The sequence below is a fragment of the Planomicrobium okeanokoites genome, from assembly GCF_003428875.1.
Lineage (GTDB): Bacteria > Bacillota > Bacilli > Bacillales_A > Planococcaceae > Planococcus > Planococcus okeanokoites.
This window is the reverse complement of the sequence record NZ_QQRS01000002.1, coordinates 170892-194211: the sequence shown is the minus strand read 5'-3', so window position 1 is coordinate 194211 and position 23320 is coordinate 170892. Positions and strand designations below refer to the sequence as shown.

At 47.8% G+C, this 23320-nt stretch carries 19 protein-coding genes, 1 tRNA gene, 1 pseudogene and 1 riboswitch; of the genes and pseudogenes, 14 read left to right on the top strand and 7 right to left on the bottom strand.

From position 1 onward, the window contains the following. Positions 1–13 precede the first annotated feature (13 nt). The 3 genes from selD to D2910_RS16840 all read right to left on the bottom strand — a co-directional run bounded on the left by selD (position 14) and on the right by D2910_RS16840 (position 2454). A complete protein-coding gene (gene selD / locus D2910_RS05835) occupies positions 14–1063 on the bottom strand; it encodes a selenide, water dikinase SelD (protein ID WP_205854586.1) in 1050 nt (349 codons plus the stop codon). A gap of 21 nt (positions 1064–1084) precedes the next feature. Then, positions 1085–2095 carry a glycosyltransferase gene (locus D2910_RS05830; protein WP_205854585.1) on the bottom strand — a complete coding sequence of 337 codons (1011 nt, stop codon included), beginning with the start codon at positions 2093–2095 and terminating at the stop codon, positions 1085–1087. Between the two features lie 262 nt (positions 2096–2357). After that, positions 2358–2454 (bottom strand) — tRNA-Sec (locus D2910_RS16840). Positions 2455–2590: 136 nt separating this feature from the next. Between D2910_RS16840 and selB the strand changes: the two genes are divergently transcribed. The 3 genes and pseudogenes from selB (at position 2591) to selA (ending at position 6182) form a co-directional block, all read left to right on the top strand. Continuing rightward, positions 2591–4489, top strand: a complete 1899-nt coding sequence (selB, locus tag D2910_RS05825) for a selenocysteine-specific translation elongation factor (RefSeq protein ID WP_117312713.1) — start codon at positions 2591–2593, stop codon at positions 4487–4489. Positions 4490–4556: 67 nt separating this feature from the next. Further along, a pseudogene (locus tag D2910_RS17100) lies at positions 4557–4739 on the top strand (Rdx family protein); the annotation flags it as partial. A gap of 30 nt (positions 4740–4769) precedes the next feature. Next, positions 4770–6182, top strand: coding sequence for an L-seryl-tRNA(Sec) selenium transferase (selA, locus tag D2910_RS05815; protein WP_117312712.1), 1413 nt, complete (start codon positions 4770–4772; stop codon positions 6180–6182). Positions 6183–6264: 82 nt separating this feature from the next. Here the strand turns inward: selA and D2910_RS05810 are convergent, their stop codons facing one another. Beyond that, the gene (locus D2910_RS05810) at positions 6265–7134 is read right to left on the bottom strand and encodes a patatin-like phospholipase family protein (RefSeq protein ID WP_117312711.1); all 870 of its coding nucleotides are present in this window, start codon (positions 7132–7134) and stop codon (positions 6265–6267) included. 196 nt (positions 7135–7330) lie between these two features. Here D2910_RS05810 and D2910_RS05805 point away from each other — a divergent pair, with 196 nt between their 5' ends. After that, positions 7331–7750: a universal stress protein gene (locus D2910_RS05805; RefSeq protein WP_084243860.1), complete on the top strand. Its 420-nt coding sequence runs from the start codon at positions 7331–7333 to the stop codon at positions 7748–7750. A gap of 53 nt (positions 7751–7803) precedes the next feature. Here the strand turns inward: D2910_RS05805 and D2910_RS05800 are convergent, their stop codons facing one another. Then, the gene (locus tag D2910_RS05800; protein WP_117312710.1) at positions 7804–8346 is read right to left on the bottom strand and encodes a recombinase family protein; all 543 of its coding nucleotides are present in this window, start codon (positions 8344–8346) and stop codon (positions 7804–7806) included. A 174-nt stretch (positions 8347–8520) separates the two neighbouring features. Between D2910_RS05800 and D2910_RS05795 the strand changes: the two genes are divergently transcribed. Beyond that, a complete protein-coding gene (locus D2910_RS05795) occupies positions 8521–9981 on the top strand; it encodes a SulP family inorganic anion transporter (RefSeq protein WP_117312709.1) in 1461 nt (486 codons plus the stop codon). A 47-nt stretch (positions 9982–10028) separates the two neighbouring features. On the opposite strand, the gene D2910_RS05790 is transcribed toward D2910_RS05795, so the two are convergent. Next, positions 10029–10214, bottom strand: a complete 186-nt coding sequence (locus D2910_RS05790) for a hypothetical protein (protein ID WP_133299072.1) — start codon at positions 10212–10214, stop codon at positions 10029–10031. 134 nt (positions 10215–10348) lie between these two features. Between D2910_RS05790 and D2910_RS05785 the strand changes: the two genes are divergently transcribed. The 5 genes from D2910_RS05785 (at position 10349) to D2910_RS05765 (ending at position 15600) form a co-directional block, all read left to right on the top strand. Beyond that, positions 10349–11713 (top strand): copper amine oxidase, encoded by a 1365-nt coding sequence (locus D2910_RS05785; RefSeq protein WP_101802266.1) that lies wholly within the window; start codon positions 10349–10351, stop codon positions 11711–11713. 211 nt (positions 11714–11924) lie between these two features. Further along, the gene (locus D2910_RS05780; protein WP_117312707.1) at positions 11925–12722 is read left to right on the top strand and encodes an alpha/beta fold hydrolase; all 798 of its coding nucleotides are present in this window, start codon (positions 11925–11927) and stop codon (positions 12720–12722) included. An 11-nt stretch (positions 12723–12733) separates the two neighbouring features. Next, on the top strand, positions 12734–13663 hold the full coding sequence (locus D2910_RS05775) for a GGDEF domain-containing protein (RefSeq protein ID WP_117312706.1): 930 nt from the start codon (positions 12734–12736) through the stop codon (positions 13661–13663). Between the two features lie 150 nt (positions 13664–13813). Further along, on the top strand, positions 13814–14635 hold the full coding sequence (locus D2910_RS05770; protein ID WP_101802270.1) for an alpha/beta fold hydrolase: 822 nt from the start codon (positions 13814–13816) through the stop codon (positions 14633–14635). 119 nt (positions 14636–14754) lie between these two features. After that, on the top strand, positions 14755–15600 hold the full coding sequence (locus D2910_RS05765) for an STAS domain-containing protein (RefSeq protein ID WP_165850141.1): 846 nt from the start codon (positions 14755–14757) through the stop codon (positions 15598–15600). Positions 15601–15657: 57 nt separating this feature from the next. On the opposite strand, the gene dapA is transcribed toward D2910_RS05765, so the two are convergent. Then, positions 15658–16539: a 4-hydroxy-tetrahydrodipicolinate synthase gene (dapA, locus tag D2910_RS05760; protein WP_117312705.1), complete on the bottom strand. Its 882-nt coding sequence runs from the start codon at positions 16537–16539 to the stop codon at positions 15658–15660. A 146-nt stretch (positions 16540–16685) separates the two neighbouring features. Beyond that, positions 16686–16866: riboswitch (Lysine riboswitch) on the bottom strand. 129 nt (positions 16867–16995) lie between these two features. On the opposite strand from dapA, the gene D2910_RS05755 reads away from it, so the two are divergent. From D2910_RS05755 to D2910_RS05740, 4 genes are all read left to right on the top strand, one after another. Then, positions 16996–17616: a class I SAM-dependent methyltransferase gene (locus tag D2910_RS05755; protein ID WP_117312704.1), complete on the top strand. Its 621-nt coding sequence runs from the start codon at positions 16996–16998 to the stop codon at positions 17614–17616. Positions 17617–17672: 56 nt separating this feature from the next. Beyond that, positions 17673–18530 carry a KPN_02809 family neutral zinc metallopeptidase gene (ypfJ, locus tag D2910_RS05750; protein WP_117312703.1) on the top strand — a complete coding sequence of 286 codons (858 nt, stop codon included), beginning with the start codon at positions 17673–17675 and terminating at the stop codon, positions 18528–18530. Between the two features lie 133 nt (positions 18531–18663). Beyond that, complete coding sequence (locus D2910_RS05745) at positions 18664–19830, top strand: TraB/GumN family protein (protein ID WP_101802274.1); 1167 nt, start codon at positions 18664–18666, stop codon at positions 19828–19830. A gap of 259 nt (positions 19831–20089) precedes the next feature. Beyond that, entirely contained in the window at positions 20090–23149 is a 3060-nt protein-coding gene (locus D2910_RS05740) for an efflux RND transporter permease subunit (RefSeq protein ID WP_117312702.1), read from the top strand. Positions 23150–23320 lie beyond the last annotated feature (171 nt).

Sequence of the window (23320 nt, the reverse complement as noted above, 5' to 3'; positions counted from 1 at the left end):
TTAAGGCTTTTAATTAGATAACTTTAATGCGTCCCGCATTGTCTTCGGTAACTTCTCCGATAATCGAAGAGTGGACGCCGCTGCTCTGAAGGTCGCGCTGCAATGCATCCGCTTCTGCTTCAGGAACAGAAATCAGCAATCCGCCGGAAGTTACAGCGTCACAAAGGATGAGCTGATCGATTTTGCTGATATTGTCCGCGTAATCGATATCAGGCGCAAGCCATTTGTGATTTTTATGCGTGCCTCCTGGAATGATGTTCTGTTCAGCAAGCTCCTTGGCTCTCGCCAGGACAGGGACATCATCGTTGTAGATCGTGACGCCTGTGCTGCTGCCTTTCGCGATTTCCATCGTGTGGCCAAGAAGGCCGAAGCCGGTGATATCCGTGCAGGCATTGACGGTATAGTTCTCCATTGCTTCAGCCGCTTTTTTATTCAGCGTGGCCATAACTTCCATCACTTCTGCAAGATCGTCTTTTTCAAGCAAATCCTGCTTGATGGCAGTCGTCAGGATGCCGACGCCGATCGGTTTGGTCAAAATCAAGCGGTCGCCAGGCTTCGCTCCTGCGTTCGCGCGGATGCGGTCAGGGTGAATCGTGCCGGTAACGGATAAGCCGAATTTCGGCTCCTCATCATCGATTGAGTGTCCGCCGACCAAAGTGGCGCCGGATTCCTTCACTTTGTCGGAAGCACCGGCCAAAATGTCAGCCAGGATGCTCTTATCAAGTGTGTTGATCGGGAACGCCACAATATTCATGACGGTCAGCGGCTTGCCGCCCATTGCGTAAACGTCGCTCAATGAGTTGGCTGCGCCGATTTGTCCGAACATATAAGGGTCATCGACGATTGGTGTGAAAAAGTCCAAGGTTTGGACAAGCGCCACATCGTCGCTGATTTTATAAACGCCGGCATCGTCGGCTGTATCCAGTCCGACCAGTAAATTAGGGTTTTCTGCATTTCTCGGTAAATGACGCAGAACCTGCGCCAGGTCCTCAGGACCAATTTTGCATCCTCAACCACCTTTCGATGATAAAGAAGTCAATTTAACCATATCTTTTTCAGTCATTAGGATCGCCTCTTTTCTATATTAAGTAATGTCCTGCTGTGTTATTGAAGTGTAAATTTTCAGCAAGGCTTCCGCTTCGAAGGAAGGGGAATGGTGAGCGGCCGCATATTGTTTCGCCTGCATGCCGATGCGTTGCCTTGCTTCGTTATTATTAATCAGCTCGGCTGCGTAATCAAGGAATTGCTTTTGGCCAGTAAATAAATACCCGGTTTTTCCATTTTCAACCATCCCGTTATTGCCGGCAACATTTGAAACTAGAACGGGCTTGCCGTAACCCATTGCTTCCAAAATTGCGGCAGGCTGGCCTTCTGAATGGGAAGTGTTCAGTACGACGTCTGCCTTTTCGAAAACTGCCCCCATTTCAGCATGAGGAATTTCTCCGATGTAGGTCAGCCAGCTAGCGTGTTCTTCCGTCAAAGCGAGCACGATGTCCGCTTCCGCTTGTTCGAGAATCGGGCCAGCCAGCCACAGGCGAATGTTCGGAATCGCTTCATGCAGTTTGGCGAGAACATTGATGGCAAAAGGGATATTCTTCACCTTTCGGATGCCAGCCGGCAATACGAATAAAAAAGTACCCGCTTTTTTTTCAAGCTGTGAATGGTTCGCGGGAGAAAAATCACTCGTACCTTGCGCAATCGCGAAGACTTTCCCCTCGAATTGCGGCGCTTCCTGCAGCACTGTGTTTTTGGCGGCTTCATCAAAAACATGGATTGCAGCTGCGTCTTCCAGCGTGCTGAGCACTCCAGGCCGTTTTTCCGGATTGAAGAGATCCGCGTTCAAATCGGTGCCGGTCATCGTGATGATATAAGATTTCGGTTTTTGATCGAGCTGCTGCAGAAACTGATGGAAGTAATAGGCGTGAAAGCCATGCACCAGATCGGCTTCGGGCAATGTGTTGGCGCGGTTTTCTCCTGTAATTGAAACAATTTCAGTACGTACACCAATTTTCTCCAAATTCGCTGCAATTCTTCGCACCGTCACGGTGTTGCCCCGCGGCTGTGGATAATTCGGCGCGGCCAATACTATTTTCATCGTCAGTTCAATCCTTTTGCGTTTTGGCGTATAGAATCAGCCAGGGATTAAATGTCTCCACTTAATTATCCTGAAACTAGTGTATTTTGTCATCTTTAACCACTTGCTAATTTTTTATTTCAATAAAATCTTTGAGAATTGGGCGGAACGCACGCAAGAGGGTGTGAATCGCACGCAAGCAGACCCTAATCGCACGCAAATTTCCGCCAGGCTACTTTATTATAGAAAAAGCCGCCGAATTGGCGGCTTTTCTTCTATGTATTGGCGGGATCGTGTGGGAATCGAACCCACCGGACCTGGCACGCAGGTCCCTCAGGGTTTTGAAGACCCAGGAAGACACCAGTCACTCATCCAACCCCGTAATCTGTAAGCGATTTTAATTGTATAGGGAAACTTGGAGAATCGCAAGAACGGAGATTGGAACGCTGTGCTTGAAACCCGCCTGATGGAAGCTTAAAGTTAAGATATGATCAAACAGAGAAGTCGGGTGAGCAAATGGAGAAGACATATTACACGATCGGCATGGCCGGTCACATCGACCATGGCAAAACGGCGCTGACGAAAGCGCTGACGAATGTGGACACGGACCGTTTAAAGGAAGAGAAAGAGCGGGGCATTTCCATTGAACCGGGTTACGCACCGTTCGAGACGGAAGACGGGACGCAATTATCGATTATTGATGTGCCAGGGCACGAACGGTTTATCCGCCAGATGATTGCCGGGGTTGCCGGAATCGATTTGGTGGTTCTTGTCATAGCGGCAGATGAAGGTGTCATGCCGCAAACTGAAGAGCACTTGGAGATTCTTCAATTTCTGGGAGTTGAACATTGCATCGTGGCCATCACGAAAATCGACCGTGTTGATGACATCATGCTGGAACTCGTACAGGAAGACATTCAGGAGCGGCTCGAAGGAACGATTTTTGACGGCGCGCCGTATGTGATGGTCGACAGCTTGTCGGGAACTGGCGTCAATCAATTGAAATCCACCATTATCGATAGCCTGAAAGCGGTAAAATTCCGTGATGCCTATGGTTCATTCCGTTTGCCGATTGACCAGGTGTTTACGGTACAAGGGCAAGGGACGGTTGTCCGCGGAACAATCTATGAAGGGGCGGTCCAAAAAGGGGCACAGCTGACTTTATTGCCGAAAGGGCTGAAAGTGAAAGCACGCCAGATCCAAGTTCATCACGAAGAGCGGGAAGAAGCGCGGGCAGGGCAGCGGACAGCGGTCAACCTGGGCGGAATCGATAAAACCGAGGTATTCCGTGGGGATGTGCTGGTGGCATCCGACCATTTTCTGGTGACTGCCACCATTGATATCGTCTTGAATCTTACCGGCGGCTCATTCACGCCGCTCAAGCAGCGGGCACCGGTGAAAGTGCATGTGGGAACTTCGGAAGTGATGGGGAAAATCGTCTTTTTTGACCGCAATGAACTGGAGCAGACCGGTGAAGAAGTGATGTGCCAGATTCGTCTTGATGAAGAAATCGTGGTCCGGCGCGGCGACCGCTTCATCCTGCGGCGGCCAACGCCGGTTGAAACACTGGGCGGCGGCTGGGTAATCCAGCCGAAAGGCGGCAAATACCGTTTCGGTCCGGAAACGATCGAGATGCTGCGGAATGTCATGAAAGGGACACCGGCAGATCTTGTTGAAGAAGCGCTGGCGAAAAATATCCTGCTGGATTTAAAGCAACTGATCCAGCAAACTTCACTGGATGAACCGGTCCTGAAAGAAACGATTGCGGCGGGCTTGGAGAATGGCAGCCTGCTTGAAACGGGTTCGCAGAAATTCACCCTGGCGAAAACTTTTTCAAAAATCACAGGGGAATTCGTAGAGCGCGTTGAAACCTATCATACAGACTTTCCGATGAGACCCGGCATGAGCAAGGCGGAATTGAGCCAGTCGCTGAGTGCCAGTTATCCGAAGCCTTTCATTGAATACAGCCTGAACCGATTGACTGAACAAGGGGACCTGAAGAAAGTCGGGCAGTTTATCGCGCTCGGCACTTTCGAACCGCATTTGCCGAAGCAATGGAAGGTGCGGATGGAAGGGATTATTGCCGCACTTGAAAAGGACGGCATCCAAGTTAAGAAATGGGAGCAGTACTTTGCAGGCTCGCCGCTGCCGAAAAGCGAAATTTCGGATTTGACGTTGTATTTATTGGAAATGAAACAGATTTACCCGCTGCAGGAGGATACGATGATTCATCGCAGCGCAGTTGAAGAGGCTGCAGCCAGACTCAAGCAGGATACAGAAGCGGCATTCGGTTTGAAGGAAGCCAAAGATTCGCTGGATTTATCACGGAAATACCTGATTCCATTATTGGAACTGTTCGATTCGCTTGGAATCACCGAGCGCGCTGAAGACCAGCGCCGCTGGACCGGAAAATAGCGCAGAAGGGAGTGTGATGGCAATGAAAATCGTAATCGAGTTTTGCATGCAATGAAATTACGCACCCAAAGCCGCAAGTTTTGCGGAACAATTATTCAGCCATTTCAGACACGACATCAAAGCGCTTGAACTCATCCCGAGTTCCGGCGGCGCATTCGAAATCACAGTGGATGGAACAAAAATCCACTCAAAATTGGAAACGAGGCAGTACCCGGAGCTCAGTGAAATCATCCGGATCATTGAAAAATAGCTTACCAACACGGCAGATGGAGGATTTGCGATGAAGCAATATTTGCGCCTATTACCGCCCGTCCATGAATTGCAGAAAGACAGGCGTTTTGAAGAATTTTTAATTTCTTTCGGGCTGACTGCCGAACAGGGTACGAAGTACATCCAGCAGGAATTGGGTGTGCTGCGTGAAAATCTGCTTGCGGGAAAATCGGATGTATTGCCTGCTGAGGAAAATTTCAGCGAACTGATTTTCAGCAACGCCAAGAAAAAAGCAGCTGAATGGAATGAAGACCGGCTAATGCGTGTCATTAATGGGACCGGCACGGTGCTGCACACCAATCTGGGGCGCTCGCGCCTGAGCAAACGGGCAGTGGAACAAGTGACACGGGCAGCGCGCGACTACTCCAATCTGGAATATCGGATCGCCGAAGGAAAGCGCGGTTCGCGCCATGACATCCTGGAAGACCTGATCAAGCAGGCGACAGGAGCAGAAGCGGCTATGGTCGTGAACAATAACGCTGCGGCAGTGTTTATGATTTTAAGCGCATTGGCGAAACGGAAAGAAGTCATTGTATCCCGCGGCCAGCTTGTAGAAATCGGCGGATCGTTCCGGGTTTCTTCCATTATGGAAGAAAGCGGGGCGCATCTCCGTGAAGTCGGCACGACCAATAAGACGCATTTATTCGATTATGAAGATGCGATTAATGAAGAGACAGCTATGATCATGAAAGTCCATACCAGCAATTTCTTCATGTCGGGCTTTACAGCAACGGTTGAAACCGAAGAATTGGTGGAATTGAAGAAACGCTACGACGAGCTGGTGTTTTATGAAGACCTCGGCAGCGGCGCGCTGTATGACTTCCAAAAACACGGTATCGGAAGCGAACCTCATGTACGGGATGTGATTGCTGCAGGAGCGGATCTCGTCAGCTTCAGCGGCGATAAATTGCTCGGCGGCCCGCAAGCCGGTATCATCGCCGGCACTAAAGAGCTGATCGGCAAGCTCAAGAAACATCAGCTGGCGCGTGTACTGCGTGTCGATAAAATGACATTCGCTGCATTGGAAGAAACGCTGAAAGCCTATGTGGCTGGTGGAGATGCCGTAAATGAAATTCCGACAGTACGGGATATTATGCGAGATTCAGATGACATTAAGCGGCAGGCAGGGAGTTTTATCACAGCACTGGAATCACGCACCGGTGATTACAGTGTGGAATTGCTGGCGGGGGTTTCTCAAATCGGCGGCGGCACCATGCCGGAAGTCGAAATTCCCACATACCTGGCGGCGATCAGCCATGATGGGATGCCCGCGCAGCAACTGGCGAAGCGTCTCAGAGAAAATCGTCCGCCGGTCATTGCGAGAATCCAAGATGAAAAAGTGTGTGTCGACTTCCGGACGGTCCGTGAAGATGAAATGGACGAAGTCATACAGGCATACATTACTATTGCGGCAGCAGAATAAAAATAACCCCGGTCAGCTCACACTGAAAAACAGTGGAGTGACCGGGGTTTTTTAAACGCATGCGTAAAGTGGGCCAGCAAATTCAGCTGGATTCCACAGCTTTCGCCTGGAGCCAGTTTTCCATCGCTTCAAAAGCATGCTGTGCATCCGAGTAGCCCTGACGGTAAAGCTGATCAAGTTTCACGGGATCACGCTCGGCCCGTTTTACTTTAATATCCTGTGACGGGCGGATGACGAACACTTTGCCTTCCCGCTCAAGCTGTTCGATTTCTTCCAATTGATCATTATAATGTTTCCAGCGGATTTCAAGTGCATGAGTAAGTCCCATATAGTCCTTGTAAAAATAGCGGCCCGTTTTTCTGAAGCGCGAAGGTTTCCTGCGGTACCCTTTGCTTTTCGTCAGCACGATCACCGGCTTCTCTACACCGTCTGCGAGCGCCTTTTTGAACGGTACCGGATCTGCTACGCCGCCGTCCATCAGCTGATGGCCATTGTATGTAACGGCTTTGGACATGAAAGGCAGGGAACTGGAAGCGCGGATGATCGACAGGATGTCTTTCGGGCTGTCATTTTTTTCGAAATAAACCGGTTCCCCGGTTACGCAATCCGTCGTGCCGATGACAAACCGCTCTTTTGCTTCATGAAAAGCAGGGAAATCGAACGGCAAAAGTTTGTTCGGAATCTGATCGAAAATCAAATCCATTCCGAACAATTCTCTTTTTTGCATGAGGTTGCGCAATGAAATGTAATCAGGGTGACGCACGAAATCGACCATCACCGATTTATTTCTTCCCGGCTGTCTGGAGATATAGGAAGCCGCATTGCAGGCGCCGGCCGATACGCCGATGACATACGGGAAATAACGGTCTTTTTCCATGAAATATTCCAGTACGCCGGCGGTATAAATCCCTCTCATGCCGCCGCCTTCCAAAACTAATCCACTCTCGTACATATCGATCCCTCCATCTCAAGTTAACGGATCTGCATTTCCATTTAATTTCCTACATCATAACACATAATTTATTTTTCCTATAAAGGTTATTTTTTGGGAATTTTGGTGGTACACTGTGAAGAAAAGGGAAGCAGCTGGCGAAGCAGAACAACAAGGTTTTTCGCCAGCTTTGATCAGCTAAAAGGAGTGTTGGCAGATGTACAGCAAAATATTATTGGCGGTGGATGGTTCGGACCATTCCCTTCGCGCCGCAAAAGAGGCAATCACTATTGCGGGAAACAATGGGGATTCACAAATCACCATCGTATATGTAGCAGACCACGACGATGCAAAAAACGATGTGCTGCACAGCGGAAGTTCAGTTGAACTGGACCTCCAGCGCCGTAAGAAACTTCAGCCAGTGGAGGAAAAAATTGCTGAAGCAGCAATTAAATATCGTGTGAAGATTTTGCATGGGAGTCCGGGGCCGGCTATAGTCGAGTACGCCAATTCGGAAAGCTTCGATATTCTGGTCATCGGCAGCCGTGGTCTGAACTCGCTGCAGGAAATGGTGCTGGGCAGCGTCAGCCACAAAGTGGTGAAACGCGCAAACTGTCCTGTGCTGATTGTGAAATAGAAAAAGATTAAAAAAGAGCGCCGAGGCGCTCTTTTCTTCATAATCTGGAGGGGCTAGTTTTCCAGGTAGCGGTATAGGGTGGATTTGCTGATGCCGGTCTTTTCCTTGATTTCTGCAAGATTATATTTCTTGCTTTCATACATCTCAATCGCTTTTTTTACATTAGCGTCCGGTTTTCTCGGCCGTCCCGCGTGCATTCCTTTTTCCTTGGCTACAGTCAGGCCGGCTTTTGTTTTGGCACTGATCGAATCGCTCTGAAAATCCGCGAGGCATTGGACGATTTTCTGGAAACTGTATAATTTATCCGGATCGGTATCGATCTGTTCCCTGTGCGAATATAATGTGCATCCTTTCTGCTCCAGTAAATCCAGCAGTTCCATCAGGTGACGCGTTGAATCAGCCAGCACATGAAGGCTTTTCACCATCAGTCGGTCATCAGATTTAAGATGTTCCAGAAGCCTTTTCAGTTCCTCTCTTTTCTTTGGAGAAGAGTGGCTTTCAACATAAGTTTCGGCACAGTTCATATCAGTGAACAGCTCTTTTTGCTTGCCGCAATCAATATCCCCTTCTATGGGTCTCGCATAGCCAATCTTCACGGTTAAAACTCCTCGTCTAGCATATTGCTTTCATTATAACATATTTATTTGAAATGAAAGGACCAAAAAGGTTCCATTTTCGGATTACGGATGATACACTATTCTCATTGTGAAATCGTAGTTCCGTAATTCGGGGCAACACTCAAAATTAGACAACAAGAGGAGAAAAATATCGTGGGTGAAACTTTAAAAAAAGAATGGTTCGGAAATATACGGGGCGATATTCTGGCGGGAACTGTCGTTGCCTTAGCATTAATCCCTGAAGCCATTGCATTTTCAATCATTGCAGGCGTCGATCCGATGGTCGGCTTGTATGCATCATTCAGTATAGCCGTCATCATCGCTTTTGTCGGCGGACGGCCCGGTATGATTTCAGCGGCAACCGGCGCTATGGCCCTGTTGATGGTGCCATTGGTGCAGGATCACGGACTTGAATACTTACTGGCAGCAACCATCCTGACAGGGGTCATTCAAATTTTGTTCGGCGTCTTCAAAGTCGCAAAAGTGATGAAGTTCATCCCGCGTGCGGTGATGATCGGCTTCGTCAATGCACTCGCAATCCTGATTTTCATGGCGCAAGTGCCGCATTTCCTGGGCATCAATACCATTACGTATGTATTTGTCGCCATTACATTGGCAATTGTATATATTGTACCGAGATTCTTTAAAGCCATACCGGCTCCGCTGATTGCACTTGTTTTGCTTACAGCTGTAGCGATCTATTCGGGTTTCGAGATGCGCACAGTGGGAGATTTGGGAACCATCAGCCAGACACTTCCAGCATTTTTATTGCCGAATGTGCCTTTTAATCTGGAAACTTTGATGATCATCCTGCCGTATTCATTGGCATTGGCGGTTGTTGGATTGCTTGAAACCTTATTGACGGCGAATATCGTCGATGACATGACAGATACGGAAAGCAATAAAAATAAAGAAGCGCGCGGCCAGGGGATCGCCAACTTCGTAACGGGATTCTTCGGCGGAATGGCGGGCTGTGCCATGATCGGCCAGTCGATCATCAATGTTAAATCGGGGGGCAGAGGCCGTTTGTCGGCTCTGGTCGCTGGTGCCTTGCTGATGTTCCTGATCATCGTATTGGGTGACGTTGTCATTCAAATTCCGATGCCGGTGCTCGTTGGCATCATGATCATGGTATCGATCGGAACATTCGACTGGAAGTCGTTCTCTTATTTGAGAAAAGCGCCAAAAGCGGATTCGATTGTAATGGTGGCTACTGTGGCGATTGTCGTTTATACCCACGATCTGTCAATGGGTGTACTGGCAGGTGTTTTATTGAGTGCGATTTTCTTCGTGGCCAAGATTTCGAAGATCAAAGTGCAGAAGCGGTTGCTTGATGCCACGCATTATCATGTGGAAGGCCAATTGTTCTTCGCTTCTGTCGAAGATTTCCTTGAGAAATTCGACTACGGCATCACAGGTGAGAAAGTGGTCGTCGATTTCACCGATGCCCACATCTGGGATGATTCCGGTGTCGGCGCCGTTGACCGTGTCGTCCTGAAGTTCAGGGAGAATGGCAATCAAGTCGATATTGTCGGACTCGATACAGGCAGCCAGAAGCTGATTGACCAGCTGGCGATCTTCAAGAGTGATACAGCTAAGTTGCCGACACATTAAATAGCTTTATGTAACAGCCTTTCTTATATAGTAGAAAGGCTGTTTTTCTATGGGTAAAAAATTGAAAGGGGCAGTTCTGTGCCAGCGAATCGCGCATAAACTTTTTTAATCGCGCCTAAACTTTGCTCACCGCGCATAAAAATTTTTAATCGCGCGTAAATCCCGCTCACCGCGCATAAAAAATTCTGACCGCGCATAACCCATTTTTGATGAGGTTTCTGTTCCTTAATCAAGTAGAAATCACCCTGATCTCTCTCCCAAAAACCACTCCCCAAAATTTTATTGAAAAAAATGTGATCTAAAAAAGATCCGCCTGCGTTATACAGTCAGAACGAAAAAATAAAACAGGAAAAAGGAGAGATTCATGATGAAAATGAACAAACTTTTAGTAGCACTTCCACTTAGCTTGGCAATGTTGGTACCAACGGCGGCTCTTGCCGACAGCCACGGATCACATTCGAGCGGAACCAATGAATCAGCGCAAACAGCTGTAGCGACGGATACAGCAGCGGCTGAACTTCGCATCCAATTGGATACAGTTCTTACGGAACATGCTTTCCTGGCAGTTGAAGCAATGAGAAAAGGTGTTGACGGCGCTGATGACTTCGAAAATGCTTCAAACGCATTATTGGCAAATTCAGATGATCTTACAGCAGCAGTAGCTTCAGTCTACGGTGAAGAAGGCGGAGCGGCATTCCAGGAAATCTGGAACTCGCATATCGGCTATTTCGTTGACTATGTAAAAGCAACAGCTGCAGATGACCAGGCTGCAAAAGACGAAGCTTTGGCTCAACTTGAAGAATACAAGAAAAAACAGTCAGAGTTCTTCGATACAGCAACTGAAGGACGTTTACCTGCAGCAGCAGTTCAAGAAGGATTGGACATGCACGTTGATCAGCTGATCAAAGCATTTGACGCATACGCTACAGAAGACTTCGAAACTGCATACACTTTAGAGCGTGAAGCAATTCACCATATGAGCATGTTTGCTGAAACATTATCAATCGCAATCGCTGATCAATTCCCGGAATTGGTGGATGGCACAAACCCTGATACTCCGGCAATCGATTTGCGCGCAACTTTGAATTACACATTCACTGAGCACGCAGGTCTTGCGGTAATGGCTATGCAGGACGGCGCTGATGGCGCAGCAAGTTTCGATCAGGCGGCTGGAGCATTGATGGCTAACGCTGATGACCTTTCAGCAGCAGTAGCTTCGGTTTATGGTGAAGAAGCAGGAGCACAATTCGCTGAAATCTGGGGCTCGCATATCGGCTACTTCGTTGATTATGTGAAAGCGACTGGAGCTGGGGACACTGAAGCACAGGAGCAGGCGAAAGCTGATCTTGATGAGTATATTGTGGAACAGGCAGCATTGCTTGATGCAGCAACAGAAGGACGTGTTCCGGCTGATGCTTTGGAAGAAGGTTTGACAACACACGTCAGCCAATTGCTTGGATCATTTGATGCTTATGTAGCTGGTGACTATGAAACAGCTTACGCTGAAATGCGTTCTGCATATGCACATATGACAATGCCGGCAGCTGGATTGTCAGCAGCCATCACGGATCAATTCCCTGAACAATTCGGTGGAGCTGAAATGCCTGAGAAAATGCCTGCAACTGGTCTTGGCGGAGCTGAAGGCGGAACAATCCCATACCTATGGATCTTCGCTGGATTGATGCTTGCAGCATTGACAACAACTATGGCGTTCAGAGCACGTAAACAATAATATATAGCAGTAAGTTATAAACCGGCCAGCTGATGGCCGGTTTTTTCTATGGCTAATAAAATCTCGGAACCAGGTATTTAGTATTGTTTAAGGTTATACATACACATATATATATTTTCTTCATATAGTTTAAACGGCTTATTTGATATGATAGTCCCATTGGAAAAGTTTCAAAGGATTTACGCATAATAAAGGGAATGGGTGGACTCGCATGATGGATGTTGCAAAAAGAAATAATGTGAAAATTACGGGGCAAGGAAAAACAGCGATTATTTTCGGACACGGCTTCGGCTGCGACCAATTGGTGTGGAACGAAGTCATTGATCAATTTAAAATCGATTATAAAGTGATCACATTTGATTACGTCGGTTCCGGCCAAAGTGATAAAACAGCTTATTCACAAGAGCGGTACAGTGATTTGTACGGTTACAAACAGGATTTGCTGGATGTCTGTGATTCCCTCGAAGACGATAGCTTCATCTTCGTCGGACACTCGGTCAGCAGCATGATCGGGATGCTTGCCTCGATTGAGCGTCCTGAATTATTCAGCAAGCTGGTGATGATCGGGCCGTCTCCGCATTATCTGAATGAACCCGGCTATCAGGGCGGCTTCGATAAATCGGATATTATCGAGCTGCTGGATATGATGGAAGTGAATTATAAAGAATGGGCAAAATATTTAGCGCCGGTAGTAATGAGCAACGAGGACCGTCCAGAGCTGGCGGAAAACTTTGAGCAGCTGCTTTGTTCAAATGATCCGAAGATCGCCCGTCAGTTTGCGGAAGTGACTTTTACTTCCGATATGCGTTCGGAGCTCAGCAAACTCACAGTGCCGACATTAATCATGCAAACTCAATTCGATGCCATTGCGCCCCTCGAAGTGGGGCAGTATGTGCACGACCATATTGCCAATAGCCGGCTGGTCATCATGAAAGCCATGGGCCATAATCCGCACATAAGCGATGCCGCAGAAACGGCCACAGTCATCAAAGAGTATTTGGCTGGTTAGGAGATGAGTTGATGGAGGAACAATTGAATTTCGCCCCACTGGGCTATCTGGTGATGGACCAGGAATTGAAGATTATTGAGATGAACAGGACGATGATTGAAATGTCCCATCTGGTCTCCGTTCCCACTCATATGCATGACTTACTGACCATTGCTTCAAGAGTCTACTTTCAAACTTATTTCATTCCGGCAATCATTACACACGGGGCTGTCAGTGAAATGTTTTTAAGGTTGAAAGGCCCTGATGGACCGATTCCTGTATTGATGAACACCCGTAAACGGAATGAGCTCTTTGAATGTGCCTTTATGCAGGTGCCCATCCGAAATGAATATGAAAATGAATTATTGAACGCCAAACGGGAAGCGGAACAAATCAGCCAGGCGACAGCAGAAGCGAACAGCGAGCTTCAATTATTGCTGGATGAAGTGAAATACAAACAGGAAGAATTGAATATAATGAATGGGCGGCTGAGGGAAATGACAAATACAGATGTATTGACAGGACTCAAAAACCGCCGTTATCTGGAGGAATTCCTGCCAGGTCTCATTGCAGAAAGCAATTTGACATTATTGATAATCGATATTGATTTTTTTAAAAGGATCAACGATACATTCGGCCATCATGCGGGAGATGTGGTTCTGAAGGAATTAGCAGAAGTGCTGACCAGGACGATTGGAGATGATGGTTTTGCCGCGCGTCTTGGCGGAGAGGAATTTGTTGCCGTATTACCCATAGTGGAGCTGAGTGAGGCTCAAAAAATTGCGGAAAAAATTCGCTTTAACGTGGAAATGCATGACTGGCCCTATCAGCCGATTACCGTCAGCATCGGCGTGGCAAGCAATTCAGACTGTAATTCTTTTCCCGATTTACTGAATGAAGCGGATACAGCTTTATATAATTCTAAAAATGCAGGACGGAACCGTGTATCGGTTTCTTCCTGAACGTCGAACCTTGCCACCGTGGCAAGGTTTATTTTTATTTTTGTATAATTTTTAAGCTCTTATCTTAGGAGATTGGTCTTAAGTTTGTTAGTATGAAATTAGCATTGTAAAAGGAAAATAGCGATTTTATTGCAAGGGGTGATGACGTAAATGACTGAAACGAAAGAGTCCGCTGCTCAGCTGGTCAGAAGGAATAACGTTAAAATTGGGGGGCAAGGACAGAAAGTTCTAGTGTTTGCCCATGGCTTCGGCTGCGACCAATATGTGTGGGATAAAATTGCGCCAGCTTTCGAAACAAAATATAGAGTTGTACTTTTCGATTACGTCGGTTCCGGTCAAAGCGATAAATCTGCATATAATAAGGAAAGATACCGGACATTGGAAGGTTATAAACAGGACCTTCTGGAATTATGCGATGCCTTGTCGCTTGAAAATATAGTGTTTATCGGCCATTCAGTCAGCAGTATGATCGGCGCTCTTGCCGCAGTCGAACGTCCTGAACTGATGAAAAATCTGATCATGATCGGGCCATCTCCATACTTTTTGAATGAACCCGGTTATCACGGCGGATTTGAAAAAGCTGATATTGAAGGCATGCTGCAGATGATTGAAGGTGACTATAACGAGTTCGCGCGTTTCTTATCCCCAGTTGTCATGCAAAACGCTGCCCGGCCACATCTGGCAGCTGAGTTTGAACAACTGCTGTGTGCGAACGATCCGGAAGTGATGCGCGATTTTGCGGAAGCAACTTTCCTGGCGGATGTTCGTGAAGAATTGGAGAAAGTGAAAGTGCCGACTTTGATCCTGCAGACACGGGGTGACGCGGTCGCACCTGAAGCTGTCGGTGAATACGTACATAGCCGGATTGAAAACAGCGAGTATAAATTGATGGATGCTGAAGGTCATAGCCCGCATGTAAGCGATGCGGAAGAAACCATCAGCAAAATAGCTGAATACCTATCTGTTTCTTGAGTCTTTCGCTTTTTACAAGATAATATTTTTTCGAGTTTATCTAAAAGCAGTACACTGAACTTCACTCTACAGGTATAATAAATTCAAATAACATTGAATGCTAGCTCATGGAGGTACTGATGGATAAATATTATGAAGTTTTGGGACAGCGTGTCATAGATGATAAATACCTGATTGCGGAACTGATCAACGAAGAAGTCATGAAGGATTCGGAACCTGATGATATGGTCCAAAATGAACAATTCATCAAGCAGGTCATAGAAGCCCGAGCAGGTTTCGTAGAATTGCTCGGAACTTCCCTGATAAATTCCTGTGACGAAAAAAAGGTTTACGAAGCCATTGATTCCTGGGGCTTCGCAACTGGCCGCTATTTCCTGGAAGCGAATATGATGCTGGACGCAGCTCTTGCTGAATCTTCTTTATACCGCAAACATTTGGCGAAATTGATCAGAAGTGAAGGGAAACTTCAAAGTATCCCTATGGAGACTTTGTTCGATGCGATGGAATTTTTCCATACACTTTTGGATCACGCTATGTATTCTTACAGCAGCGCCTATATCGATGCATATCAGGAAAGACTCACTGCAGCGCGACAGGAATTTTTCGAACTTTCCGCTCCAGTGGTGCCGATCGCTGATAAAGTAGCGATTTTGCCGCTTGTTGGAGATCTTGAAATTGACCGTGCTCAGTTCATCCTTGAGAAAACACTGACAGCTGCCAATAAACTCCGGATTTCCACATTGGTGATCGACCTGTCCGGCGTAGTCAAAGTGGATTCAATGGTGGCTGAACAAATCATTAAGATTGTTCAGGCACTCAATATGGTGGGTGTTAAAGCGATTTTGACCGGCATCCGTTCAGAAATTGCGATTACGCTGTCCCAATTGGGTATCGACACGCGTTCACTCGTAACGGGCGGCAGCTTGAAGCAGACACTTGAGAAGCTTGATTTCACTAAATTATAATTGAACACGAAAAAACGCTGAAGCGCGATGCTCCAGCGTTTTTTTCGTTCATATGAATTAAGCCCGGATATTGCCGGCTTCGAGAAGCTGACGTAGGGTGACAGTTTCTTCGTCGTTCAACGGAATCATCGGCAAGCGGACTTTGCCCGTCTCGACGCCGAGTAATTGTAAAGCAGTTTTTACCGGTACAGGGTTTGGTGCTGCAAACAGCGCGTTCATGACCGGAAGCAGTTTGCGGTGCTGGGCTGCCGCTTCTTTGATGTTGCCGCTTGTAAAGTTAGCAATCATCTCCTGCATTTCATTGCCGATGATGTGTGAAGCCACTGAAACGATGCCGTCCGCGCCGATTGCCATCAGCGGAAGCGTCAAACCATCGTCGCCGCTGTATACCGTAAAGCCGTCCGGCGTGCCATCGATAATCATTGACGCAGCGTCAAGGTTGCCGCTGGCTTCTTTGACAGAAACGATGTTGCTGACAGCGGACAAACGGATGATTGTTTCAGGTGCCATATTGACAGCGCTGCGGCCGGGGATGTTGTAAAGCATGATCGGCAGGTGAGTTGCTTCGGCGATGGCTTTGAAATGCTGGAATAAGCCTTCCTGCGCGGGCTTATTATAATAAGGCGTGACAAGCATGATGCCATCGACACCTGCTTCTTCAGCTTGCTTTGTCAACGCAATCGATGAACGGGTATCGTTTGAACCGGTTCCTGCAATGACGGGAATACGGCCATTCACTTTCTCCGCGGTAAATTTGAACAGCGCCAATTTTTCAGCCGCCGTCAAAGTCGGCGATTCACCGGTAGTGCCGGCAACGACGAGGCCGTCAGAACCGTTTGCGATCAGGTGCTCAATCAGTTTTTCTGTAGCTGGAAAGTCAATATCGCCGTTTGCATCAAAAGGCGTGACCATCGCAGTGATGATTTTTCCGAAATTCATAATATCCCATCCTTTTAAATTTTTTTAGTTCCATCCGAGGTGAGGTCATCTGCTTTATACCACATCAGAAATTATCTATGGCCATAAAAAAAGCAGCGGCGAAGGGCCGCTGCTGCTGCGCAAACACAAACGGGATGTGTTGCTGTGCGTCAGATAGCCCTCCATGCGTCAAAAGCCGCATGACAATCCGGCATCTCTTAAATGCAGGACCAGCAACGGAAATCAGGGGCTTCCCGCCGCTTCGGCAAATATCCCTTCCGGCAGAAGTCGGCGGAGCCCGTGCTCCTCAATCTGCTTACTGATGATAATTGCGCCTCTATCCTCACTTCCCTGTAAAGGAAGCAAGAACTATTGAATTAGCTCGACTTTATCAAAATACGCTGTTATTTGCAAGAAGAATCGGGTATTGAAAGACAAGGCCAGCACTCAAGGCAAGCAGAATCGGGGGAGAACAGCATGAAGGAATTTGAAGGCGACCAATATTTGAATATCGCGACAGAAGGCACACAATGGATTTCTGAAGCCACACTTCACCACAACAGGTATGAACCAACCCCATATCTGCATTTAAAGGAATTATTCAATCGCCATCCTCTTGGCGTCGACGATGGACTGGTGGATTTCGGCAGCGGCAAAGGACGGCTGAATTTTTATGCGCACGACCGCTTCGGCTGCCGTTCCACAGGCATTGAACTGAATACCAGCTTTTTTACGGAGGCGCTAAAAAACCTCGAAACTTATAACCGTAAAGGAAAAAATCATAGAGCTGCAGGGCGCATCGACTTCCGTGAAGGCTTGGCTCAGGACTATCATATTCAACCGGAAGATACGGTCTTTTACTTTTTCAACCCTTTTTCCGAGCAGATATTCATGAAAATCGTAGACAATATTCTATTGTCCGCTGAAAGTTTTCCGAGAGATCTGACAATCATCCTCTATTATCCTTCTTCCGAATACATTGACTTTCTGGAACGCGGCAACCTGTTCAAATTGAAGGACCAAATTGGTTTGCCGGAATTCAATAAAGATCCTTCAGAGCAATTTTTAATTTACAAATTTACTCAGCAAGAGATTTAACGAATCTTAAAAATGGGTATAAACAATTGAAATGAGACAGAAACGGGTGTGGTCCTATGAAGTGGAGAGGCCGGAGAGGCAGTGCGAATGTAGAAGACAGAAGAGGAAGCGGCGGCGGTAAAGGATTGGCAGTCGGCGGCGGGCTCGGCGGGATTGTGCTGATCCTGATCGTGACATTCCTCGGAGGAGATCCGGGCATCCTGCTCGATGGTATGGGCGGAAATGGTTCCGGCGGCAGCAGTACAGGTGAACCTTACCAGGCGACCGAACAGGAAGAAGAATTGGCTGACTTCGTATCTGTCGTACTCGCGGATACAGAAGAAGTGTGGACCGAAGTTTTTGCAGAAGAAGGCATGCAATATGAAGAGCCGACACTTGTCCTGTTTACGGACAGTGTACAGTCTGCCTGCGGTACTGCCGGTGCGTCGGTGGGTCCTTTTTATTGTCCTGCAGATTATAAGCTTTATATCGATTTGGATTTTTACGGTGAATTGCAGCGTCAATTCAATGCGCCTGGTGATTTTGCCATGGCGTACGTCATTGCCCATGAAGTCGGGCATCATGTGCAGAATCTGCTCGGCGTGATGCAGGAAGTGCAGCCGCTGCGCAATCAATTGAGTGAAGAAGAATACAATAAGGTGCAAGTGCAGCTCGAGCTCCAGGCGGATTATCTGTCGGGCGTCTGGGCGCATCATGCCCAGGAGATGGGCTATCTTGAAGAAGGCGACCTTGAAGAAGCGCTGACGGCTGCGGCGGCAGTCGGAGATGACACTATCCAGATGCGGTCTCGCGGCTATGTTGTGCCGGAAAGCTTTACGCACGGCACCAGCGAACAGCGCAAGGAATGGTTCTACAAAGGCTTTGAAGCGGGCAACCTCGATGAAGGCGACACCTTCAGCGCAGACGGATTATAAGAAGCTTTTGTGAAACCTGCTGAAATGGGATGCGCAGGATTGATATTTTCCGCCCAGTAATCCATTATATAGAATAGACAGTCTTTTCATGCTTTTCGTGGGAAGAAATAAATTCTATGAAGGAAGTAAACCCATGCAAGAAGAAAATATCACACGCCTGCAATATGGCGATAAAGAATTGATCCTGATCGGTACAGCCCACGTCTCCAAACGGAGCGCCGAACAAGTTAAAGAAGTGGTTGACGCTGAACAGCCGGATTCCATCTGCATCGAATTAGATGCCCAGCGCTATCAATCGGTCACGGACAACAGTAAATGGAAAGAAACCGATATCTTTAAAGTGATCAAAGAAAAGAAATCGAGTCTCCTGTTGATGAACCTGGCAATCTCTTCGTTCCAGAACCGGTTGGCCGATCAATTCGGCATCAAACCGGGGCAGGAGATGATTCAGGGCATCGAATCGGCAAAAGAAACGGGCGCCGAACTTGTGCTGGCAGACCGCAATATCCAAGTGACGTTTTCACGGATTTGGGGCAATATCGGTCTATGGGGCAAAGTGCAGCTGCTGTCGTCGGTATTTTTCAGCATCTTCTCAAAAGAAACGATTTCTGAAGAAGATCTCGAGAAGATGAAATCCCAGGATACACTGAGTGCAGTTATGGACGATTTCACGAAAGCCTTCCCGCGCCTGAAAACGCCGTTGATCGATGAACGTGACCAGTATCTTGCGCAGAAAATCAAAGAGGCACCAGGCAAAAAAATCGTCGCAGTGCTCGGCGCGGCTCATGTGCCGGGGATCACGAAAGAAATCCACAACGAACATGATCTTGAAAAACTTTCTGAAGTGCCGCCAAAATCGAAATGGCCAAAAATCATCGGGTGGGCGATTCCGCTGCTCATCATCGGAATCATCGCTTATACCTTTGTCGCCAATCCCGCAGCAGGACTTGACCAGACGATCAGCTGGATTCTGTGGAATGGTACATTGGCCGCAATCGGCGCCACCATAGCATTCGGCCATCCACTCGCCATCCTGACGGCGTTTGTCGCTGCCCCGATTTCTTCGCTTAATCCGCTTGTGGCGGCAGGCTGGTTCTCGGGACTGACGCAGGCGTCGATCCGCAAGCCGAATGTCGGTGATTTCGAAACGCTGTCAAAAGATGTTTTTACCCTCAAGGGTTTCTGGGACAATAAAGTCACGCGTGTCCTGCTTGTTGTTGTTCTGACGAATCTCGGCAGTTCCCTTGGAACGTTCATCGGCGGCGCAGATGTCATCCGGCTGTTTTTTGAGAATATCTGATACTGCTAACCTGTCCAGCTTTAACAGCGGGCAGGTTTTTTAATGTGGAAAAACAATGGAGAACAATACAAACATCCAACTTCTCCGTTTTATTGGAAAAGAAAGCTGTCCCAAATGTAAATAGGTTATGCAAGGATTATATACATATGAAGAAGAAAAAAAGATTTGCACATTTACAGCATTTTCAAGTTTATAGAGTGGACATTTTAAACGATTAAGTTATACAATAATTATACAAGAAAAGAAGGAAGGTTATATTATGAATTACATATTAGAGCGGAGTAAATTGTTTATTTTTCTGATTTTCATCTTTATGCTGGTGGGGGTTTATACCTTTCTGACTTTGCCGCAGCGTGAAATTCCGGAAACACCGCCGGGTCTTGTGCTGGTGTCGACGATTTTGCCGGGCGCCGGACCTGAAGAAGTGGAGCGGTCGATTACTGTGCCGCTGGAAAATGAAATCCAGAAAGTGGATGGGATTTCATCCATCCAATCCATTTCTTCCAATTCAGCATCAATCATCACACTGGAAATTGAAGAAGGCGTTGAGCCGGACGGGCTGATCAATTCAATCCAGCAGGAAGCGCAGAGCGCCTCGGGCAATTTTCCGGATCAGGCACAGGAAACATCTGTCGAAAAGCTTGACCTGACATTCCCGCTGGTGTCGTATATGTTTTACGGCGACCGCGCTGAACTGGAAGGCATGAAACAGGCGCTGGCTGATTTGTCTGAAGACGTGGAAGCGGTGTCTGGAGTCGCAGGCACTACTGTCAAAGGACTGAACGATCAGCAGATCCTGATCGAACTGGACAGTGAAGCCCTCGCCGAGAATAATCTTCAGCCATTTGCTGTGCTCGAATCGCTGCAGCAGGCCAATCAGCCGCTGTCGCTTGGCACGCATGATAATGGCAATGAGCGTCTTGTATTGACGGTCAGCCAGGAAGAAGGCATTGAAAAACTGGAGCAATTGCAGGTCGGCCAGGCTGCTGTGCCACTTAGTGAAGTGGCGGTGATTGAAACCGTGGACCAGGAAACTTCCGACATTGTCACTTTTGAAGGAGAAGATGCCATCTCCTATACCGTTTTCCTTCAGACTGGCCAGGACGTGCCATCTGTTGATGAACGTGTGACAGACGTGATTGAAGAGTTCAATGAAAATCTGCCAGCCGGTGTACAGGCCAATAAATACGAATCCCAGGCTGATAATGTCAATGAAATCTTCAGCGGGCTCTATATTTCATTGTTGATAGCTGTTTTAGCCGTACTTATCACCACGACCGCGGGCCTTACTTTATTTGGCGCCTTCGCAGTGGCATTGACGGTATTGGCTTCGGTATTGATCGGGCTGATTCCGATTCCTTACATGGGCGTCGACTTGAACCAGATTTCGGTCATCGGCCTCATCATCGCTATCGGGATACTGGTGGATGACAGCATTGTCGTCAATGATAATATCCAGCGGCGTTATAAATTGGGCGACTCTGCGCGTGCAGGCGCGATTAACGGCGTGCGTGAAGTCTATCCATCCATTATTTCGTCCAGTTTGGCAATTGTTGTAACATTTTCACCATTATTGCTGTTATCAGGCGGCAACGGAGCATTCATCAAGGCGCTGCCAAGTATTCTGATCACAACAATCATTGCATCGACAGTCCTGTCGATTACTTTGGTGCCGATGATGCAATATTTGAAAACGAAACGAAAAGCGAAAAAAATCTCCGATACACCGGGATTCCTTGGCAAACCATTGGAAAAGCTGGCTGTATTCTATTCGGAAAGAGTATTGCGCGGCGTGTTGAAACGGCCATTGTGGGTCGGGATCGGCGGACTTGTGATTGCGACAGGCTTATTATCACTCGCGTTGTTCACACCGTTTGAATTCTTCCCGGAAGCTGACCGTGAGGAAGTGACGATGAATGTCCGCCTGGCGGAAGGAACGCCGATTGAAGAAACGGACGCATTTATCACGGATGTCACCGAAACTCTTGCAGAAGAGGATGAAAATATTAAAGAGCTGGCAATCTTTACAGGTGACGGGCTGCCGAATCTGTTTGCCTCATCGATGGATAACACGGGTTCAAATACCGGTCAGGTTGCGATCCGCGTTTATCGCGACAACACATCCGCTTCCGCGTTCATCGATAAATGGGAACCGGAACTGCGCGAACGGTATCCGGATGCAGAAATTTTCCTTGATACGATTGTCCAGGGCCCTCCAGTCGGAGCGCCGGTGACAGTCACTATTACAGGCGAAGATATTGAGGAACTTGAAGGTCTCCGTGATACATTGAAAGAGCAGATGCTGGATAATGGAGCGGATATCGTTACGGATAACCTGGGCGATCCTGTGCCGGCCATTGAATATCAGCCGAACACTGACGTCCTTGAAAGCAACAGCATTGCGCTCAGCACTGTAACGAACCAGCTGCAGCTGTTGACGCAAGGCATTCCGCTTTATTCGATCTATGAGAACAATGAATTCTATAACGTCGTCCTGAAACAGGCGGGAATAGAGGAAGGGGAAGAAATCGACCTTTCGCAATTTGCAGTCCCCGCAACTGGAGGACAAGCTCCGCAGCAAGGGCCGCCGCAATTGATCCCGCTGAATGAGCTGCTGGATGTGGAAGAGACGACTGCAATCGCCCAAGTGCCGCATGAAGACGGCGAACGCGCTATTACATTGCGTGCATTCGGGAGCACGGATAATTTTGAAGCTGACATGCTGGAAGTGGTCGATGCTCAAAGGGCTGACCTAGCGGAAGGGTATGAAATTTCCACGGGCGGCGAAAATTCCGATCAGGAAGCGTTCTTTGCGGAAATCGGCATTCTCTTCCTGGTTGTATTGCTGCTGGTTTATCTGGTCATCGCGTTCCAATTCAAATCGTTCGCTTTGCCATTCCTGGTACTGATTGCGGTCTATCTCGGAATTTCAGGCGCGATCCTTGGTTTGTTCCTGACGCAAACACCGCTAAGCTTCCTGGGTGTGATGGGGATTGTCTCCTTGACGGGGATTGTCGTCCGTAACGCAGTTGTGCTGATCGATTTCGTGGAGACACGCCGTTTGTCAGGCGACTTCTCCATTAAAGAAGCGATTCTGGAATCCGGTTACGCGCGCATCAAGCCGATCATTTTGACAACGATCACTTCGATTGTTGCATTGATTCCGGTCGCCTTGTCGGGTGATCCGTTATTTGAACCGCTTGCGGTTACAATCATTGCCGGACTGGCTTTCTCGAGTCTATTCACATTAGTGATGATTCCGGCTCTTTACCTGGTGTTCTACCGCATCAGCCACCGTAAAGAGAACGCGAAAGCTTAACATTTCGCAGCACAGCCGGGGACGGGCTGTGCTGCTTTTTTAATTCGCGATGGCGATTAGTTGAAACCGATGAGGGTAACTAGGATAATAGAACGCGGATTAGACTAAAAAAGCGGATTATTGATACAAAGAGGTGAAGCTATTGGCAAGTAAGCACGATGTCCACGATAA

Excerpts from the sequence above, each read along its gene's own strand:
- D2910_RS05805 (WP_084243860.1), top strand. The coding sequence starts at position 7,331 with ATGTACAGCAAAATATTATTGGCGGTGGATGGTTCGGACCATTCCCTT.
- D2910_RS05745 (WP_101802274.1), top strand. The coding sequence starts at position 18,664 with ATGCAAGAAGAAAATATCACACGCCTGCAATATGGCGATAAAGAATTG.
- ypfJ (WP_117312703.1), top strand. The coding sequence starts at position 17,673 with ATGAAGTGGAGAGGCCGGAGAGGCAGTGCGAATGTAGAAGACAGAAGA.
- D2910_RS05755 (WP_117312704.1), top strand. The coding sequence starts at position 16,996 with ATGAAGGAATTTGAAGGCGACCAATATTTGAATATCGCGACAGAAGGC.
- D2910_RS05830 (WP_205854585.1), bottom strand. The coding sequence starts at position 2,095 with ATGAAAATAGTATTGGCCGCGCCGAATTATCCACAGCCGCGGGGCAAC.
- dapA (WP_117312705.1), bottom strand. The coding sequence starts at position 16,539 with ATGAATTTCGGAAAAATCATCACTGCGATGGTCACGCCTTTTGATGCA.
- D2910_RS05810 (WP_117312711.1), bottom strand. The coding sequence starts at position 7,134 with ATGTACGAGAGTGGATTAGTTTTGGAAGGCGGCGGCATGAGAGGGATT.
- selA (WP_117312712.1), top strand. The coding sequence starts at position 4,770 with ATGAAGCAATATTTGCGCCTATTACCGCCCGTCCATGAATTGCAGAAA.
- D2910_RS05740 (WP_117312702.1), top strand. The coding sequence starts at position 20,090 with ATGAATTACATATTAGAGCGGAGTAAATTGTTTATTTTTCTGATTTTC.
- D2910_RS05765 (WP_165850141.1), top strand. The coding sequence starts at position 14,755 with ATGGATAAATATTATGAAGTTTTGGGACAGCGTGTCATAGATGATAAA.
- D2910_RS05770 (WP_101802270.1), top strand. The coding sequence starts at position 13,814 with ATGACTGAAACGAAAGAGTCCGCTGCTCAGCTGGTCAGAAGGAATAAC.
- D2910_RS05775 (WP_117312706.1), top strand. The coding sequence starts at position 12,734 with ATGGAGGAACAATTGAATTTCGCCCCACTGGGCTATCTGGTGATGGAC.
- selB (WP_117312713.1), top strand. The coding sequence starts at position 2,591 with ATGGAGAAGACATATTACACGATCGGCATGGCCGGTCACATCGACCAT.
- D2910_RS05785 (WP_101802266.1), top strand. The coding sequence starts at position 10,349 with ATGAAAATGAACAAACTTTTAGTAGCACTTCCACTTAGCTTGGCAATG.
- D2910_RS05780 (WP_117312707.1), top strand. The coding sequence starts at position 11,925 with ATGATGGATGTTGCAAAAAGAAATAATGTGAAAATTACGGGGCAAGGA.